11 protein-coding genes, 3 tRNA genes and 2 rRNA genes are annotated in these 16,741 nt (G+C 55.1%); 1 reads left to right on the top strand and 15 read right to left on the bottom strand.

Going from position 1 to position 16,741, the window contains the following annotated elements; translation table 11 throughout:
- Nucleotides 1-79 precede the first annotated feature (79 nt).
- The 15 genes from ACWXTG_RS07480 to ACWXTG_RS07550 form a co-directional block, all read right to left on the bottom strand.
- Nucleotides 80-2,963 (bottom strand): 23S ribosomal RNA (locus ACWXTG_RS07480).
- A 287-nt stretch (nt 2,964-3,250) separates the two neighbouring features.
- A tRNA-Ala gene (locus tag ACWXTG_RS07485) sits at nt 3,251-3,326 on the bottom strand.
- Between the two features lie 96 nt (nt 3,327-3,422).
- Nucleotides 3,423-3,499 (bottom strand) — tRNA-Ile (locus tag ACWXTG_RS07490).
- Between the two features lie 72 nt (nt 3,500-3,571).
- Nucleotides 3,572-5,114, bottom strand: a 16S ribosomal RNA gene (locus tag ACWXTG_RS07495).
- Together the 16S and 23S rRNA genes with 3 tRNA genes alongside form the textbook arrangement of a ribosomal RNA operon.
- Before the next feature lie 419 nt (nt 5,115-5,533).
- Nucleotides 5,534-5,610: transfer RNA gene (locus ACWXTG_RS07500), tRNA-Met, on the bottom strand.
- Nucleotides 5,611-5,772: 162 nt separating this feature from the next.
- Entirely contained in the window at nt 5,773-6,546 is a 774-nt protein-coding gene (kdsB, locus tag ACWXTG_RS07505; RefSeq protein ID WP_480219502.1) for a 3-deoxy-manno-octulosonate cytidylyltransferase, read from the bottom strand.
- On the bottom strand, nt 6,546-6,728 hold the full coding sequence (locus ACWXTG_RS07510; protein WP_309566424.1) for a Trm112 family protein: 183 nt from the start codon (nt 6,726-6,728) through the stop codon (nt 6,546-6,548). Before ACWXTG_RS07510 ends, kdsB begins: the two co-directional genes overlap by 1 nt.
- Before the next feature lie 3 nt (nt 6,729-6,731).
- Nucleotides 6,732-7,739, bottom strand: a complete 1,008-nt coding sequence (gene lpxK / locus ACWXTG_RS07515) for a tetraacyldisaccharide 4'-kinase (RefSeq protein ID WP_407997321.1) — start codon at nt 7,737-7,739, stop codon at nt 6,732-6,734.
- A gap of 24 nt (nt 7,740-7,763) precedes the next feature.
- The gene (msbA, locus tag ACWXTG_RS07520) at nt 7,764-9,515 is read right to left on the bottom strand and encodes a lipid A export permease/ATP-binding protein MsbA (RefSeq protein WP_480219503.1); all 1,752 of its coding nucleotides are present in this window, start codon (nt 9,513-9,515) and stop codon (nt 7,764-7,766) included.
- A 19-nt stretch (nt 9,516-9,534) separates the two neighbouring features.
- Nucleotides 9,535-9,957, bottom strand: a complete 423-nt coding sequence (locus tag ACWXTG_RS07525; RefSeq protein ID WP_309566418.1) for an ExbD/TolR family protein — start codon at nt 9,955-9,957, stop codon at nt 9,535-9,537.
- Nucleotides 9,954-10,568: a MotA/TolQ/ExbB proton channel family protein gene (locus ACWXTG_RS07530; protein ID WP_309566416.1), complete on the bottom strand. Its 615-nt coding sequence runs from the start codon at nt 10,566-10,568 to the stop codon at nt 9,954-9,956. Before ACWXTG_RS07530 ends, ACWXTG_RS07525 begins: the two co-directional genes overlap by 4 nt.
- Nucleotides 10,569-10,605: 37 nt before the next feature.
- Entirely contained in the window at nt 10,606-13,014 is a 2,409-nt protein-coding gene (locus tag ACWXTG_RS07535; RefSeq protein WP_309566414.1) for a DNA internalization-related competence protein ComEC/Rec2, read from the bottom strand.
- Between the two features lie 14 nt (nt 13,015-13,028).
- On the bottom strand, nt 13,029-13,706 hold the full coding sequence (gene lolD, locus ACWXTG_RS07540; protein WP_309566412.1) for a lipoprotein-releasing ABC transporter ATP-binding protein LolD: 678 nt from the start codon (nt 13,704-13,706) through the stop codon (nt 13,029-13,031).
- The gene (locus ACWXTG_RS07545; protein ID WP_309566410.1) at nt 13,699-14,964 is read right to left on the bottom strand and encodes a lipoprotein-releasing ABC transporter permease subunit; all 1,266 of its coding nucleotides are present in this window, start codon (nt 14,962-14,964) and stop codon (nt 13,699-13,701) included. The genes lolD and ACWXTG_RS07545 overlap by 8 nt, the downstream gene beginning before the upstream one ends.
- A 106-nt stretch (nt 14,965-15,070) precedes the next feature.
- A complete protein-coding gene (locus ACWXTG_RS07550; protein WP_309566409.1) occupies nt 15,071-15,838 on the bottom strand; it encodes a PEP-CTERM sorting domain-containing protein in 768 nt (255 codons plus the stop codon).
- 293 nt (nt 15,839-16,131) lie between these two features.
- On the opposite strand from ACWXTG_RS07550, the gene ACWXTG_RS07555 reads away from it, so the two are divergent.
- Nucleotides 16,132-16,731 (top strand): riboflavin synthase, encoded by a 600-nt coding sequence (locus tag ACWXTG_RS07555; protein ID WP_309566407.1) that lies wholly within the window; start codon nt 16,132-16,134, stop codon nt 16,729-16,731.
- Nucleotides 16,732-16,741: the final 10 nt, after the last annotated feature.

Here is a 16,741-nt window from a genome sequence, read left to right on the forward strand (position 1 = left end):
GTCTTCAACAAACAGAAGAAGTAAAGATGGTATTTTGATTGCTGCTTTAGAGCGACCTTGATTCAAGTTTCAAGGTTATAGGATCAAGCCTCACGAGCAATTAGTATCGGTTAGCTTAACGCATTACTGCGCTTCCACACCCGACCTATCAACGTCCTGGTCTCGAACGACTCTTTAGTGTGCTCAAGGCACAAGGGAAGTCTCATCTTGAGGCAAGTTTCGCGCTTAGATGCTTTCAGCGCTTATCTCTTCCACACTTAGCTACCCGGCGATGCCACTGGCGTGACAACCGGTCCACCAGAGGTGTGTCCACTCCGGTCCTCTCGTACTAGGAGCAGCCCCCCTCAAACTTCCAACGCCCACGGCAGATAGGGACCAAACTGTCTCACGACGTTTTAAACCCAGCTCACGTACCACTTTAAATGGCGAACAGCCATACCCTTGGGACCGGCTACAGCCCCAGGATGTGATGAGCCGACATCGAGGTGCCAAACTCCCCCGTCGATATGAACTCTTGGGAGGAATCAGCCTGTTATCCCCAGAGTACCTTTTATCCGTTGAGCGATGGCCCTTCCATACAGAACCACCGGATCACTATGACCTGCTTTCGCACCTGCTCGACCTGTCCGTCTCGCAGTCAAGCAACCTTATGCCATTGCACTATCAGTACGATTTCCGACCGTACCTAGGTTACCTTCGCACTCCTCCGTTACTCTTTGGGAGGAGACCGCCCCAGTCAAACTGCCCACCATGCACGGTCCCCGATCCGGATTACGGACCTAGGTTAGAACCTCAACAACATCAGGGTGGTATTTCAAGGATGGCTCCATAGGAACTGGCGTCCCTACTTCAAAGCCTCCCACCTATCCTACACAAATCTTGTCAAAGTCCAATGCAAAGCTACAGTAAAGGTTCATGGGGTCTTTCCGTCTAGCCGCGGGTAGATTGCATCTTCACAAACATTTCAACTTCGCTGAGTCCCGAGAGGAGACAGTGTGGCCATCGTTACGCCATTCGTGCGGGTCGGAACTTACCCGACAAGGAATTTCGCTACCTTAGGACCGTTATAGTTACGGCCGCCGTTTACCGGGGCTTCGATCAAGAGCTTGCACCCCATCACTTAACCTTCCGGCACCGGGCAGGCGTCACACCGTATACGTCCACTTTCGTGTTTGCACAGTGCTGTGTTTTTATTAAACAGTCGCAGCCACCTTTTCACTGCAACCCCATCAAGCTCCGGACGCGAGGTCCTTCACCCTACCGGGGCGCACCTTCTCCCGAAGTTACGGTGCTAATTTGCCGAGTTCCTTCTCCCGGGTTCTCTCAAGCGCCTTAGAATTCTCATCCTGCCCACCTGTGTCGGTTTGCGGTACGGTTCACATATACCTGAAGCTTAGTGGCTTTTCTTGGAAGCTTGGTATCAATCACTTCGTCTCACAAGGAGACTCGTCATCACGCCTCAGTCTTAACCTCCCGGATTTGCCTAAGAGATCAACCTACACGCTTAAACCACCTATTCCAACAGATGGCTGACCTAACCTTCTCCGTCCCCACATCGCAGTATATGTAAGTACAGGAATATTAACCTGTTTCCCATCAGCTACGCATCTCTGCCTCACCTTAGGGGCCGACTCACCCTGCGCCGATGAACGTTGCGCAGGAAACCTTGGGCTTTCGGCGAGGGAGCTTTTCACTCCCTTTATCGCTACTCATGTCAGCATTCGCACTTCTGATACCTCCAGCATTCCTCACAGAACACCTTCGCAGGCCTACAGAACGCTCTCCTACCATGCTAGTAAACTAGCATCCGCAGCTTCGGTTACGTGCTTAGCCCCGTTACATCTTCCGCGCGGGACGACTCGACCAGTGAGCTATTACGCTTTCTTTAAAGGATGGCTGCTTCTAAGCCAACCTCCTGGCTGTCTGTGCCTTCCCACTTCGTTTTCCACTTAGCACGTCATTAGGGACCTTAGCTGGCGGTCTGGGTTGTTTCCCTCTTGTCCACGGACGTTAGCACCCATGGACTGTCTCCTGTGATTGCACTTCTCGGTATTCGGAGTTTGCCATGGTTTGGTAAGCTCTTATGAGCCCCCTAGCCATAACAGTGCTCTACCCCCGAGAGTGAGACACAAGGCACTACCTAAATAGCTTTCGGAGAGAACCAGCTATCTCCAAGTTTGTTTAGCCTTTCACCCCTATCCACAGCTCATCCCCTAATTTTTCAACATTAGTGGGTTCGGACCTCCAGTACCTGTTACGGCACCTTCATCCTGGCCATGGATAGATCACTTGGTTTCGGGTCTACACCCAGCAACTGAACGCCCTATTCGGACTCGCTTTCGCTACGCCTCCCCTATCGGTTAAGCTTGCTACTGAATGTAAGTCGCTGACCCATTATACAAAAGGTACGCAGTCACCCCTTACGAGGCTCCCACTGTTTGTATGCATGCGGTTTCAGGTTCTATTTCACTCCCCTCCCGGGGTTCTTTTCGCCTTTCCCTCACGGTACTGGTTCACTATCGGTCGATTACGAGTATTTAGCCTTGGAGGATGGTCCCCCCATGTTCAGACAGGATTTCACGTGTCCCGCCCTACTTGTCGTTACCCTAGTTCCACATACGGGATTTCATATACGGGGCTATCACCCACTATGGCCGGACTTTCCATTCCGTTCTATTATCGCGTATGCTAAAAGTAACAGGCTTTTCCGGGTTCGCTCGCCACTACTTCCGGAATCTCGGTTGATTTCTTTTCCTCGAGCTACTTAGATGTTTCAGTTCACTCGGTTCGCCACCGCCCTCCTATATATTCAGAGGGGGTTACCCTTGCGGGTGGGTTTCCCCATTCGGACATTCCCGGATCAAAGCTTGTTTGCCAGCTCCCCGAGACTTTACGCAGGCTACCACGTCCTTCATCGCCTGTAATCGCCAAGGCATCCACCACATGCACTTATTCGCTTGACCCTATAACGTTGAATCCTGAACCCTTTTAAATTCAAGAACATGACTGACGAGTAGTAGTCAGTCCGTTATAGGCTGCTTCTAAAGCACTATCGAACCACGTTAAAAAACAACGCTGTTCAATGTTTTGATTTCTGCAATCAAATTACCCATTGAATGTTTCAGACCTCATCACAAAGTCTTACTTCATTCTCTTTACTTCTTCCATTTTGTTAAAGATCAATCTAGCTTGTAAAAGCCAGACATAAAGACAGCACGCTGCGCTTATGTCTAACTTTTCAACAAAGAGTTGGTGGAGGATGACGGGATCGAACCGACGACCCCCTGCTTGCAAAGCAGGTGCTCTCCCAGCTGAGCTAATCCCCCTCTGAACTTCGCATTACTTCGTTACTCATCTTCTTGCATACCAAAGTATGCGGCGAAGATTCGCGCCTCGTACTACTCGTCCACTTGATAATGCGTTGGTGGGTCTGGTTGGGCTCGAACCAACGACCCCCGCCTTATCAAGACGGTGCTCTAACCAGCTGAGCTACAGACCCTTAAGGCCAATCTTTGTTGCGCTCTTTAAACAACCGATAAGTGTGAATGCTTGCAAGCAAGGCATACTCTAGAAAGGAGGTGATCCAGCCGCACCTTCCGATACGGCTACCTTGTTACGACTTCACCCCAGTCATGAATCCCACCGTGGTAAGCGCCCTCCTTGCGGTTAGGCTACCTACTTCTGGTGAAACCCACTCCCATGGTGTGACGGGCGGTGTGTACAAGGCCCGGGAACGTATTCACCGCGACATGCTGATCCGCGATTACTAGCGATTCCGACTTCATGCAGTCGAGTTGCAGACTGCAATCCGGACTACGATCGGCTTTCTGAGATTAGCTCCCCCTCGCGGGTTGGCAACCCTCTGTACCGACCATTGTATTACGTGTGAAGCCCTGGCCATAAGGGCCATGAGGACTTGACGTCATCCCCACCTTCCTCCGGTTTGTCACCGGCAGTCCCAATAAAGTGCCCAACTGAATGATGGCAATTATTGGCAAGGGTTGCGCTCGTTGCGGGACTTAACCCAACATCTCACGACACGAGCTGACGACAGCCATGCAGCACCTGTGTCCACTTTCCCTTTCGGGCACCTAATGCATCTCTGCTTCGTTAGTGGCATGTCAAGGCCAGGTAAGGTTTTTCGCGTTGCATCGAATTAATCCACATAATCCACCGCTTGTGCGGGCCCCCGTCAATTCCTTTGAGTTTTAATCTTGCGACCGTACTCCCCAGGCGGTCAACTTCACGCGTTAGCTGCGTTACTAATGGATTTTACTCCACCAACAACTAGTTGACATCGTTTAGGGCGTGGACTACCAGGGTATCTAATCCTGTTTGCTCCCCACGCTTTCGAGCATGAGCGTCAGTATTAGGCCAGGAGGCTGCCTTCGCCATTGGTATTCCTCCACATCTCTACGCATTTCACTGCTACACGTGGAATTCTACCTCCCTCTCCCATACTCTAGCCTTGCAGTTTCAAACGCAGTTCCCAGGTTGAGCCCGGGGCTTTCACATCTGACTTGCAAAACCGCCTGCGCTCGCTTTACGCCCAGTAATTCCGATTAACGCTCGCACCCTACGTATTACCGCGGCTGCTGGCACGTAGTTAGCCGGTGCTTCTTATCAAGGTACCGTCATCCTCATCTAGTATTAGTAGATAAGTTTTCTTTCCTTGCGAAAGAGCTTTACAACCCGAAGGCCTTCTTCACTCACGCGGCATGGCTGGATCAGGCTTTCGCCCATTGTCCAAAATTCCCCACTGCTGCCTCCCGTAGGAGTCTGGGCCGTGTCTCAGTCCCAGTGTGGCTGATCATCCTCTCAGACCAGCTACTGATCGTCGCCTTGGTAGGCTTTTACCCCACCAACTAGCTAATCAGATATCGGCCGCTCCATTAACGTGAGGTCCGAAGATCCCCCACTTTCCCCCTCAGGGCGTATGCGGTATTAGCTAATCTTTCGACTAGTTATCCCCCATTATTGGACACGTTCCGATATATTACTCACCCGTTCGCCACTCGCCACCAGGGAGCAAGCCCCCCGTGCTGCCGTTCGACTTGCATGTGTAAAGCATGCCGCCAGCGTTCAATCTGAGCCAGGATCAAACTCTTCAGTTTAATTCCGACTATTACTTGTGACCTCTTTCGAGGTCGGTATATCGCTTGGCTTAATCTCAAATGAATCTTAGGTGTAACTTAAAAAGTTACAGATTTCATTTAAGTGTTAAGCACTTGTTTGTTGAGCTTCGGATACAAATTAACTATGTATCTTTTGCACTCACCTACAAGCACCCACACTTATCGGTTGTTCGTTTTGTTAAAGAGCAGGTTACTTCTTTTTACTCGCCGCCGATTCGTTTCGAATTCAGCGAGAGGGCGCATTATACAGACCTTTTAAACCAGGTCAAGCTAGTTTCGAAATTTATTTACTCAATCAATTTCGCTACCACCTTCTCTGCACCGCCTCATTCAGCGAGCCGCGCATTTTACAGATCAGGATTTATATGTCAACACCAATTTGTAAAACTTGCTTTGTTTGGTTGCGGGGACAGGATTCGAACCTGTGACCTTCGGGTTATGAGCCCGACGAGCTGCCAGACTGCTCCACCCCGCGACCGATGTCGTTGCAACCCATTTCGTTAGATTTGTGTTGCGTCGAGAGGTGAAACTATAGCAAACCCAAAACTTCAATGTCAACGTATTTTTGGGGATTCACTGCAAGACATTCGGGCGCCAAATGCCGTTCTTTCTTGCAATCAATCGCTTAGCATCAAAATCACAGCAACTTATTTTCGTTGCTGATCACGACAGAGCGTACGTAAGCAAGGTCAGCTTCCGTATCTACGCCGCTCGCCGGCGCCTTTTCTGTGATTTCGACGCTAATTTTGTATCCGTGCCAAAGCACGCGCAATTGTTCCAGAGATTCAAAATGCTCAATCGCGGAAGGCGCCAGCGCCGCATAGGCTTGCAAGAATCCGGCGCGGTACGCATAGATACCTATATGCCGATAGATAGGCATATCGGCAGGAATATCCTGGTTGGTGGCAAAAGCATCCCTGGGATAAGGAATGGGGGCGCGGCTAAAGTAGAGTGCGTGCCCTTGTTGATCGAGGACGACTTTGACAATGTTGGGGTTCAGGATGGATGGCGTGTCATGCAGAGCATGACACGCAGTTGCCATGGAGGCTTCAGCGTGGGCGGAGAGGTTGCCGGCCACTTCCCCGATCAATAGCGGATCAATCAGCGGCTCATCCCCTTGCACATTGACGACGATCGTGTCATTGCTCCAGCCGCGCTGCTGGACCACTTCGGCAATTCGATCCGTACCGGATGCATGATCCCCCCTGGTCATGGCCACCTCATAACCATAACCCAAGACGGCTTCTTGGATGCGCTCATGATCTGTCGCAACGACGACTTCGGTAGCGCCGCTTGCGAGAGACTGCTCGATAACCCGCACGACCATCGGCTTGCCGGCAATATCAAGCAACGGCTTGCCGGGCAAGCGGCTGCTGGCATAGCGGGCGGGGATCACCACCTTGAACGGCATTACTTAACCTCTTCTTCGGCTGGCAGCTTGCGCGCTTCATCCTCCAGCATCACAGGAATGCCGTCCTGTATGGGGTAAGCCAGCCGGCAAGGCTTGCAGATCAGTTCCTGCTCGGCTTTTTTGTAATGCAGAGGCCCTTTGCAAATCGGGCATACCAGGATTTCAAGCAGTTTCGCATCCATCGATCAAATTTCCTTTTCTATAAGTCGCGTCAGGCGCGCTAGTATTTTTTCTGCAAGCGCACGGTCTATCTCGGCCGTGATGGGCATAAACCACCAGTTCTCTCTTGCAAACGCGGTGCACTTGACCGCATCCTTTTCCGTCATGAGGACGATATCATCCTTGGCAAACTGGAAATCATCCTCGCTATAGGCATGATGATCCGGGAAAGGGTGCGCTTCAACGATCAGGCCCATTTGTTCCAGCTGACCGAAGAACCTTTGTGGATTACCGATTCCCGCTACGGCATGCACGTGCTTGCCGATCAGTTCGGTCACCGCCATGCGCTCCTCAGGAGCGTTCAGCTTGCGGAGATCATCCGGTACAAGATGCATGAGATAACCGCCGGCAGCAGGCGGCCCGCTATTGAAGACGACCGCATCCACGCCCTCGAGGCGCGCGCTGGATTCCCTCAGCGGCCCCGCAGGCAACAGCTGCCCGTTGCCGAATATGCGTTCGCCATCGATGATGACGATTTCCATGTCGCGCTCGAGCGCATAATGCTGCAGGCCATCGTCGCTAATGATAAGGTTGCACTCTGGATAATCCCTTAGCAAATGACGCGCGGCCCGGGTGCGCTTACGGCCAACATATAAAGGCAGGCCGGTCCGCTGAACCAGCAAGACAGGCTCGTCGCCCACTTCCTGGGGCAGGCTGTCTTTCGTGACCTGATGGGTATGGATCAACTTGCCGCCGTATCCGCGACTGATAATGCCGGGATACCAGCCGTTTTGCCGCAACTGCTGTACGAGCCAGATGACAAAGGGGGTCTTGCCCGTACCGCCGACATTGATATTGCCGACAATGATGACGGGGACCGGCAATTTCAGGGATTTGAGCAAGCGAAACCGGTAAGCCAGCCTACGCAGCGCGATCAAGATGCAGAAAAGCCAAGAAAACGGCCGGAGAACAAGCTGCCAGCCGGTACGTTGGTACCACTGGCGCTCCAGCCATCGGCTGAATGACTGGCCCATTGTCAACAACTCCTAGTGGGACTATTAATGAAATTGTTTCTGGTAAAGCTTGGCGTAATGCCCGCCCAAAGCCAATAATTCTTCATGACTTCCCCCTTCGATAATCTGCCCCTGCTCCATCACCAAGATACGATCCGCGTTTTCTATGGTCGACAACCTGTGGGCAATCACAATTGAGGTTCGGTTCTGCATCAGTTCGTCCAGCGCCGCCTGCACATGACGCTCGGATTCGGTATCCAGCGCGGATGTCGCTTCATCCAGCAACAGAATGGGGGCGTTCTTGAGGATCGCACGCGCAATGGCCAGGCGCTGACGCTGGCCGCCGGAAAGGCGCACGCCGCGATCGCCGATCTCGCTTTGCAGGCCGTTAGGCAATTGCTGGATAAAATCCCAGGCATGCGCCGCCTTGGCGGCAGCGATCACTTCCTCCTCGCTGGCATTGCGCAACACGCCGTAGGCGATATTGTTGAATACGCTATCGTTGAAGAGGATGACGTCCTGACTGACCAGGGAAAATTGCTGGCGCAGGCTTTTCAGGCTCATTTTGCGAATATCGATACCGTCGATCAGCACGCGCCCCTGCTGCGCCTCATAGAAACGAGGCAACAGGTTGACCAGGGTCGTCTTGCCGCCGCCTGAGCGGCCTACCAAGGCGACTTTCTCGCCCGGCTTGACCGTGAAATTGAGATCAAGCAGGGCCGGGCGTTTTGCGGAAGGATACTGCAATGTCACGTTCTCAAACACAATGCCGCCCTTGGCACGGCCAATCTCCTCGCCGCCTTCATCGACTTCCGGAACGCTGTCGATCAGCTCGAACACGCTATGCGCGGCCGCCAAGCCTACCTGCAACTCTTCATTCAGGCTGGTCAGCGTCTTGACCGGCCCGATCAGCATCAGCAAGGCACCGATGAAAGCCGCAAACTCGCCCGCACTGAATTTGCCCACGGCATAAAACACCACCAAGGCCAAAGCCACGCCCGCCAGCAACTCGATAACCATGCTGTTCATGCCGGAAAAACGCGCCAGGCGGATCTGCATATGGCGGTTCTTGCCCGCCACTTTGGCGAAGCGCTGATATTCGTAATCGCCGCCGCCGAATATTTTCACCATGCGCTGGCCGGAAACGGCTTCTTCGACCGCCTGGGTCATTTCCCCCATGGTTTGCTGCACCGCCTTGCCCGAGCTGCGCAACCTTGGCGTCATGCTCTTGAGGTACCATGCCATGGCCGGGGCCACCACGGCAAAAATCAGGGTGAGCTGCCAATCCAGGTAGAGCATGTAGCCCACCATGCCGACAATGGTCAGCGTATCCCTCACGGCGCTCATGGCGACCTTGGTCGCAGCCCCCGCCATCTGCTCGGTGTCATAGGTCAGCTTGGAGGTCACCACGCCGGCCGAAACAGCGTCAAAGAAACTCACCGGCAGGCCCATCAAGCGGCGGAACGTATCCTGGCGCAGATTCTCCACCACGCGCCTTGCCACCCAGCGCATGGCAAAATTGGAGATGAAACCGGCCAATGCCCGGATTGCCAGCAATCCAAACAGCATGAATGGCAGGAGCTGCAGCTTGTTGGAATCCTGGTTGACGAAACCTTCGTCGGTGACAAGCTTGATGGTGGCGAGGAATCCGGTATTCGTCGCGGAGAAAGTCACCAGCGCGATGATGCTGATCAGGAATACCAGCCAGTAGCGCGCGGCATATTTGAGAAGGCGCAGGTACAGAACCCGCGCACTTTGCACGGAGGCGTCAGCCTTCCCAAGTGCATGTTTGGACATGATGGATACTTTTTAAAATTCAAGAACCAGAACGTGCTTGTGTTGCAAAAGTAATCTGGCTATACCCGGCCTGGCGCGAAGCCTCCATCACATTGACCACCGACTGGTGGCTGCTCTTGGCATCGGCACTGATGATGATGGTAGGATCCTTGCCGTCGCCGACAGCCTTTTTCAAGGCGTCCGCGATACCAGCTACCGAGTCATCTGCCACGTCCTGGTTATTGATGACATAGTGGCCTGACTCATCGACCCCGACATTGATGACCAATGGCTTGTCTTGCGGGTTCTCCGCATCGGCGGTCGGCAGGTTGATTTGCAACTCCGTGACGCGCGAGAAAGTCGCACTCACCACCAGGAAGATGATGATCACCAGCAACACGTCGATCAACGGCACGAGATTCATTTCCAAATCTTCGTGCTTTTTACCTCGTTGGAAATTCATTCCTTGCGCTCACCATGGATGATTTCTACCAGCTTGACTGCTTCCTGCTCCATCTCGACGATGAAGCCGTCAATCTTGCCACGAAAATATCGGTAGAAAATCATGGCCGGCACTGCCACCACAATACCGCCGGCAGTATTGTAGAGCGCGACGGAAATGCCGCGTGCGAACTGAGCGACGTCATGCCCTGTTGCAGTAAAAGCGCCAAACAGCTCCACCATCCCGATTACGGTACCGAGCAGGCCAAGCAATGGCGCCACCGTCGCAATCGTTCCCAGGGTAGTCAGGTACTTCTCCAGCCTGTGCGCCACGGCGCGGCCGGATTCCTCGACCGCTTCCTTCATCACTTCGCGCGGCGCGCCCAGGTTCTTCAGCGCGCTCGCGAACACGGTGCCCAGCATGGAGTGCTTCTCCAGCCTGGACAGGGCTTCCGCCGTCACACCCGCACGGCCCTGCCCCAGCCAGTTCTGCACTTCCGGCAGCAAGGCCTTGGGGACAATCTGCTGTTCGCGCAAGGCGATCAGGCGTTCGATGATAATGGCTACTGCGACGATTGAAGCAAAGATCAGCGGCCAGATCGGCCATCCTGCCGCTTTAATGATTTCCCACACAAATTGCCCCTAAGATGTTCTGTAAAGTGGCGTTACTTTATCGCGCGTTGCCGGTTTCAGCAAGGGAAGGCGATGTAAAACCGGCAGGTTGGTTGTACCAGTAGCGCTGTGACTTTTCCCGCCAGCGGGTGATTTCAATCCCGTGATGCTGTTTGAAATCCAACAGTACCGCACCATCATGGTCGGAGCGGTAGAGACTGGCTCCCGCAGCGGCATACCTTGCCACGACATCCTGCCGGGGATGGCCGAAACGGTTGCGGTAGCCCGCGGTGAAAATCACAGCCTGCGGTTTGACTGCCGCCACAAACCCGGGCGTGGAAGAAGTGCGGCTGCCATGATGCGGCGCCACCAGCACATCCGCGGCAATGCCTTGTCCTGCCGCATCCAGCAGGTCGGCCTCGGCGGAGCGCTCAATATCTCCCGGCAACAACAATGCCCCTGCGGCACTGCGGATATGCAGCACGCAACTGCGGTTGTTGGTTTTGACTCCGGCAGGCAAATCGGCTGCATTGGCGGGATAAAGCATTTCAAAGCCGACACCATCCCAGCTCCATTTCTGCCCGGCCCGGCAGGGCGAATGCCGTAGCTTGCCAAGCTCGGGCTTTTCCTGCGGCAAAGAACTGAGCATCCAATCTATTGGCATGGCGGCAATCACCGAGCCCATGCCTCCGGTGTGATCCAAGTCGTCATGGCTCACGACCAAGCCATCAAGGCGCTTAACTCCCGTACCGTTGAGGTAGGGCACGACCACTCTATTGCCGCTGTCGCTTTCACTGGAGAACCTAGGGCCGGTGTCATACAGCAGCACATGGTTCTGCGTATTGACCACGACCGCCAGACCTTGCCCCACGTCCAGCACGGCAACCCGCATATCTCCCCGCGCAGGCACAGGAGGCACACCGAGGAACAACGGCAATATGCCAACCAGCCCCAGCCAGCGCAACGGCACCCCGCGCGGCAACAACAGGTAGGCCACGCCTGCCACGGCCAATAGCATGGCAGGGATCGACGGCATGTGCTGCTGCCATATTGCAGAAGGCAATGCGCTCATCCACAGCAATAGCGCCATGGCAAGCTGCATGATCCAATGTGCGAGCCACAATAAGGAATCCAGCGGCAGGAAACTGCCAAGCAAGGTCAATGGCACAATCACCAGGCTGACCAGCGGGATGGCAAACGCATTGGCAAGCGGGGAGATCAAGGACACTTGTCCGAAAAATATGAGCAAGACCGGCATCAAGCCTATGGTCACGGCCCATTGCGTCAATATGGCATCCCGCAGCCAGTGGGGCTTTTGCAGGCGTCCGCCCAGCGCATAGGCCATCACCGCCACCGCACCGAACGAAAGCCAGAACCCGGTGGCAAGCACGGCCCAGGGGTCGATCAATACCACGACAAGCAAGGAAAGCAGCAAGACCCTGCCGATAGATACCCGCCGGCCAGACCAGAATGCCAATGCAATGACCGACAACATATATAAGGTACGCTGTGTCGGGATGGAAAACCCTGCCACCAGCGAATATGCTACCGCCGTCACCACTCCCGCGGCCAGCCCGGCCTTGCGTGCGGGCCAGCGCAGCGTCCAGTACGGCACCCGCCGCCAGATGCCGAACACCAGCGCATACACCATCCCCGACAACATGGTGATGTGCAGGCCGGAAATGCTGACTAGGTGGATAATGCCCGTATGGCGGAATACCTGCCAATCTTGCTGGCTGATGGCGTCGTCCTCGCCGATTGCCAACGCCTTCAACACGCCGGCATAAGGCCGGTCCTGCAACACATCCGCCATGCGCCGGCTGACCGACTCCCGCACCATGTCCACCCAGTAAGCCGGCCTATGCACCCGCGCGTCCAGGCGGACCGCAGCGGGCGATTGCCGTACGTAACCACTGGCGCGGATGTTGCGCTCCAGCATCCATAGCTCGAAATCATATCCATGCGGATTGGATGTGCTGTGCGGTCGTTTCAGCCGCACCGTCAATTGCCAGCGTTCACCGGCATGGAAACGCGGCATGTCGGCATTCTGCGTCATGGGAATAGAACTACCCATCGAAAACCCGCCCGCATACTGGATCAAGGAAACTCGTCCGGGCACGACCGCACCAGGGGTTTGTACCTGCTCGACATCAAAATCAAAGCGCTCACCGCGATCATGCATAGCGGGAAGGCTTGCCACCACGCCGACGATGGCAATATCGCGCCCCTCCCACTCGGGAGGCAGCTCATCCGCCATCCGGCCATGGGCCAGCCATGCCGCCCAGCAGAAGCCGAATGCCAGCCCCAGCACCGCCAGCAGCAGGTGACGGATTACCGGCTGCGTGCGGAACCAATAGAAGAGAAGAATCAAGGGAACCAGGCTCCCTCCCCAGGACAGGGATGGCAGCCACGGCAACTGCTGCAATACCCAGGCACCGGCTACAAATGTCAGTGCAAACGCGGGCATCTTCAGTCACCTAGTCAGATGGCGTGCAACCTGCCATCTTGAAGACGATATTGCCGCTGCATGCGCGCAGCCAGTTCCAGATCGTGGGTGACGACGATCAGGCCCACGCCCTGCTCGCGGTTCAATTCCAGCAAAAGATCAAACACGCCCTCAGCCGTATGCCGGTCGAGGTTGCCGGTAGGCTCGTCGGCAAGCACGCATCGCGGATTCGTCACCAATGCACGCGCCACGGCGGCACGCTGCCGCTCGCCGCCGGAAAGCTCGCCCGGCATGTGTTCCAGCCTGTGGCCCAGCCCGACCTTCACCAGCACGTCCCTTGCCTGCTCCAATGCCTCATCCCGCGGCAGACGGCGAATCATCAATGGCAGCGCCACATTCTCCAGGGCGGTGAATTCCGGCAACAGGTGGTGGAACTGGTAGACGAAGCCCAACGCCTGATTGCGCAACTCTCCCCGCTCGGCTTCGCTCAGTGCCGCCAGCGGCTTGCCCATCACCTGCACGCTGCCCGCGCTTGGTTCATCCAGTCCGCCAAGCAAGTGCAGCAAGGTGCTTTTGCCGGAACCTGAAGTGCCGACAATGGCGATCTGCTCCCCGGCATCCACTTGCAGGCTGATGCCGTTGAGCACGGCGACATCGAGGCCGGTATAGGTTTTCTGCAAATCAACGCATTGCAGGATGGTGGGATTACTCATAACGCAGCGCCTCCGCCGGGTTGACCCTGGCAGCGCGCCAGCTTGGGTAAAGCGTCGCCAGCAGGCTCAGCACGAAAGACAAGACCACGATCACCATAACGTCGGACCATAGCAGCCTGGATGGCAGGTCGCTGATGTAGTACACATCTTTGGCCAGGAACTGCACCCCGAGCATGCGCTCGATAAATGGCACGATCGTGTCGATATTGAATGCGATCAATACGCCGAAGAATGCGCCGACCACTGTCCCGATCACGCCGATCAGCGCGCCCTGCACGATAAATATTTGCATGATGCTGCGCGGGCTGGCGCCGAAGGTGCGCATGATGGCGATATCCGCGCGCTTGTCCGTCACCGCCATCACCAGAGTGGACACAATATTGAAGGCGGCGACCGCGACAATCAGGGCAAGGATGATGAACATCACGCGCTTTTCCATCTGGATGGCGCGGAAGAAGTTCGCATGCTGCTGCGTCCAATCGCTGATGTAATAGTTGCCGGTCCCCATCAGGCGATCCCCCAGCTGCCGGGCGACGGCGGGGGCGTTAAACAAATCGTCCAGCTTGAGGCGCACGCCGGAAACATTCTCGCCCATGCGATACAGCTTGGCCGCATCGTCGAGATGGATCAGCGCCAGCCCGGAGTCGTATTCGAACATGCCGATCTCGAACAGGCCGACCACCTTGAACTGCTTGATGCGCGGCACTACGCCGGTCGGCGTGAACTGGCCCTGCGGCGCCATCAATACTACCTTGTCGCCCAACACCACGCCCAGGGACTGGGCCAGCTCGGAGCCTAGCACCACGCCGAACTCGCCGGGCTTGAGGTCGCTTAACCGCCCAGCCCGCATATGGCTGCCCAGCTCGGCCACCTTATCCTCGGCATCGGGAAGCACCCCGCGGATAATCGCCCCTTGCACGGCCTGGCCGAACGAGAGCATGCCCTGCGCCATGACGTATGGCGCTGCGGCCTGCACATGCGGAGCCCCGTCCACCTTCTGCTCCAGACCGCGCCAATCCTCCAGCACATTGTTCGAACCCGTGATCTGCAAATGCGAAGCCACGCCGAGGATGCGGCTGCGCAACTCTTCCTGGAAGCCATTCATGACCGAGAGCACCACGATCAAGGCCGCCACGCCCAGCCCGATGCCGACCATGCTGGTGAGGGAAATAAAGGAAATGAAGTGATTACGCCTTTTTGCCCGCGTATAGCGCAAGCCGACAAAAAGCTCGAAGGGAAGTTGTCTGAAAAATGCCATGCCGCATTCTAGCGTGAAAGGGACTCAAGTACAGCATTGACCATGATTGAAGCCAATAAAAAAGCCCTTCCATATTGGAAGGGCTCTTGTTGATGCCTAGTGCTGTTTAGAAGCGGATGGTATTGGCACGGCGGCGGCGCGCAACGAACGCTACCACGCCCATGCCAAGCAGCAGCATGCCATATGTTGCTGGCTCAGGTACTGCCGCAATTGAAGTGAACACAACCAGATCCTGGTAGTTCTTGTTCTTCAGATAGGTCAGGCTATAGTCGCCGGTAGCCAGCACGCTGTCATCATTGACGCCAGCGAGCCAGGTCTTGGCAAGATCAATCGCTGCCTTCGAGTCCGCATCGTAGCTGCCGAACCACAAGAAGCCGTTCCATACCGGATCAGCCTCGAACTTGCCTTTGTCCAGGTTGAGGTTATTCGATTTTTCGCTGACGATTTCCCATACAGCCACCTGGAAGGCAGCAGAAGAAATCGCGTCATCGACAAAGGAATAATACTTGTTGGCCAGGTTGGTCAGGCTGCTTTCTATAGTCGAGCTGAAAGTGCCTTCGGTATAGGTCGCGGACTTGCCGAACGCCCTGAAGTTCTGCGTCAACTCGACGCAGAACGCGGCAAAAGAATCGCCATTGCTCCAGGTACCGGAATACGCACCTGCGGCCACATCGCCCGACGCGCGGCCCCACCAGCCAAACAAGCCTGAGCCCTTGAGGTCGACGTTTACGTCAACCACGTCCTTCTTGCTGGAAAACTCGTAGCCGGTGAGCGTAGCTTCAATACCGGCAGATGGTGTTGCAAATGCAGCCTGACTGATAATGGATGCACCAATCAGCAGTGCGCTTACAATCGTCCCCTTGAAATTCAACATTCTTACATCCTTCTCTAAATTTTTTACTGCGCCGCAATCGACAAACAGTCTTCTTGAAAATGGATACGGACTTATTTGTCCCGTTTGATACTGGAGCGCAGTATACGGTCGATTTCATTTTTTGCATTTAGTACATCTGGACTAATTAGTACCATCGGACTAATCTCCGGCTCATCAAATTAAGCAGTTAATTTTATTGAGACTTTACAATTCAAAATCAGCACATGAAAAGCGTTTAGCTCCCGAACAGAATTCCGCCAACACCGCCCGTGGGTCTGCTAGAATTCACACTTATGTTTACCGGCATTATTCAGGCCCAAGGCCACATCAAGACCATCACCCCCCATGGCGACGATGCCAGGCTCGTGATCGATACAGGCAACCTCGACCTGCAGGATGTCGCGATTGGCGACAGCATCGCGGTCAATGGCGTATGCCTGACCGTCGTCACATTGGGGACGGACACGTTTGAGGCGGATGTTTCCAAGGAAACCCTGTCATGCACCGTTGGATTGGATACCCTGCGCGAGGTCAACCTGGAAAAAGCCTTGCGGCTTTCCGACCGCCTGGGCGGCCATCTGGTCAGCGGGCATGTAGACGGCGTAGGCCAGGTCATCCGCTTTGAACCGGTCGGCGAAAGTATGCTGCTGGCCGTGCGGGCGCCGAACCCATTGTCGCGCTACATTGCAGTGAAGGGCTCCATCACGGTCGACGGCGTCAGCCTGACTGTCAACCATGTAGATGGCGACGACTTCAACGTCAACCTCATTCCGCACACGGTCGAAGTCACGACCTTGAAAGGGCTGGGCGTGGGCAGCCGGGTCAATCTTGAAATAGACCTCATTGCCCGTTATGTGGACCGTATGACGCAATGGAGCGACATTCCGGCCTGAACTTTCCGCA

Source organism: Methylobacillus sp. DLP286 (assembly GCF_056636515.1).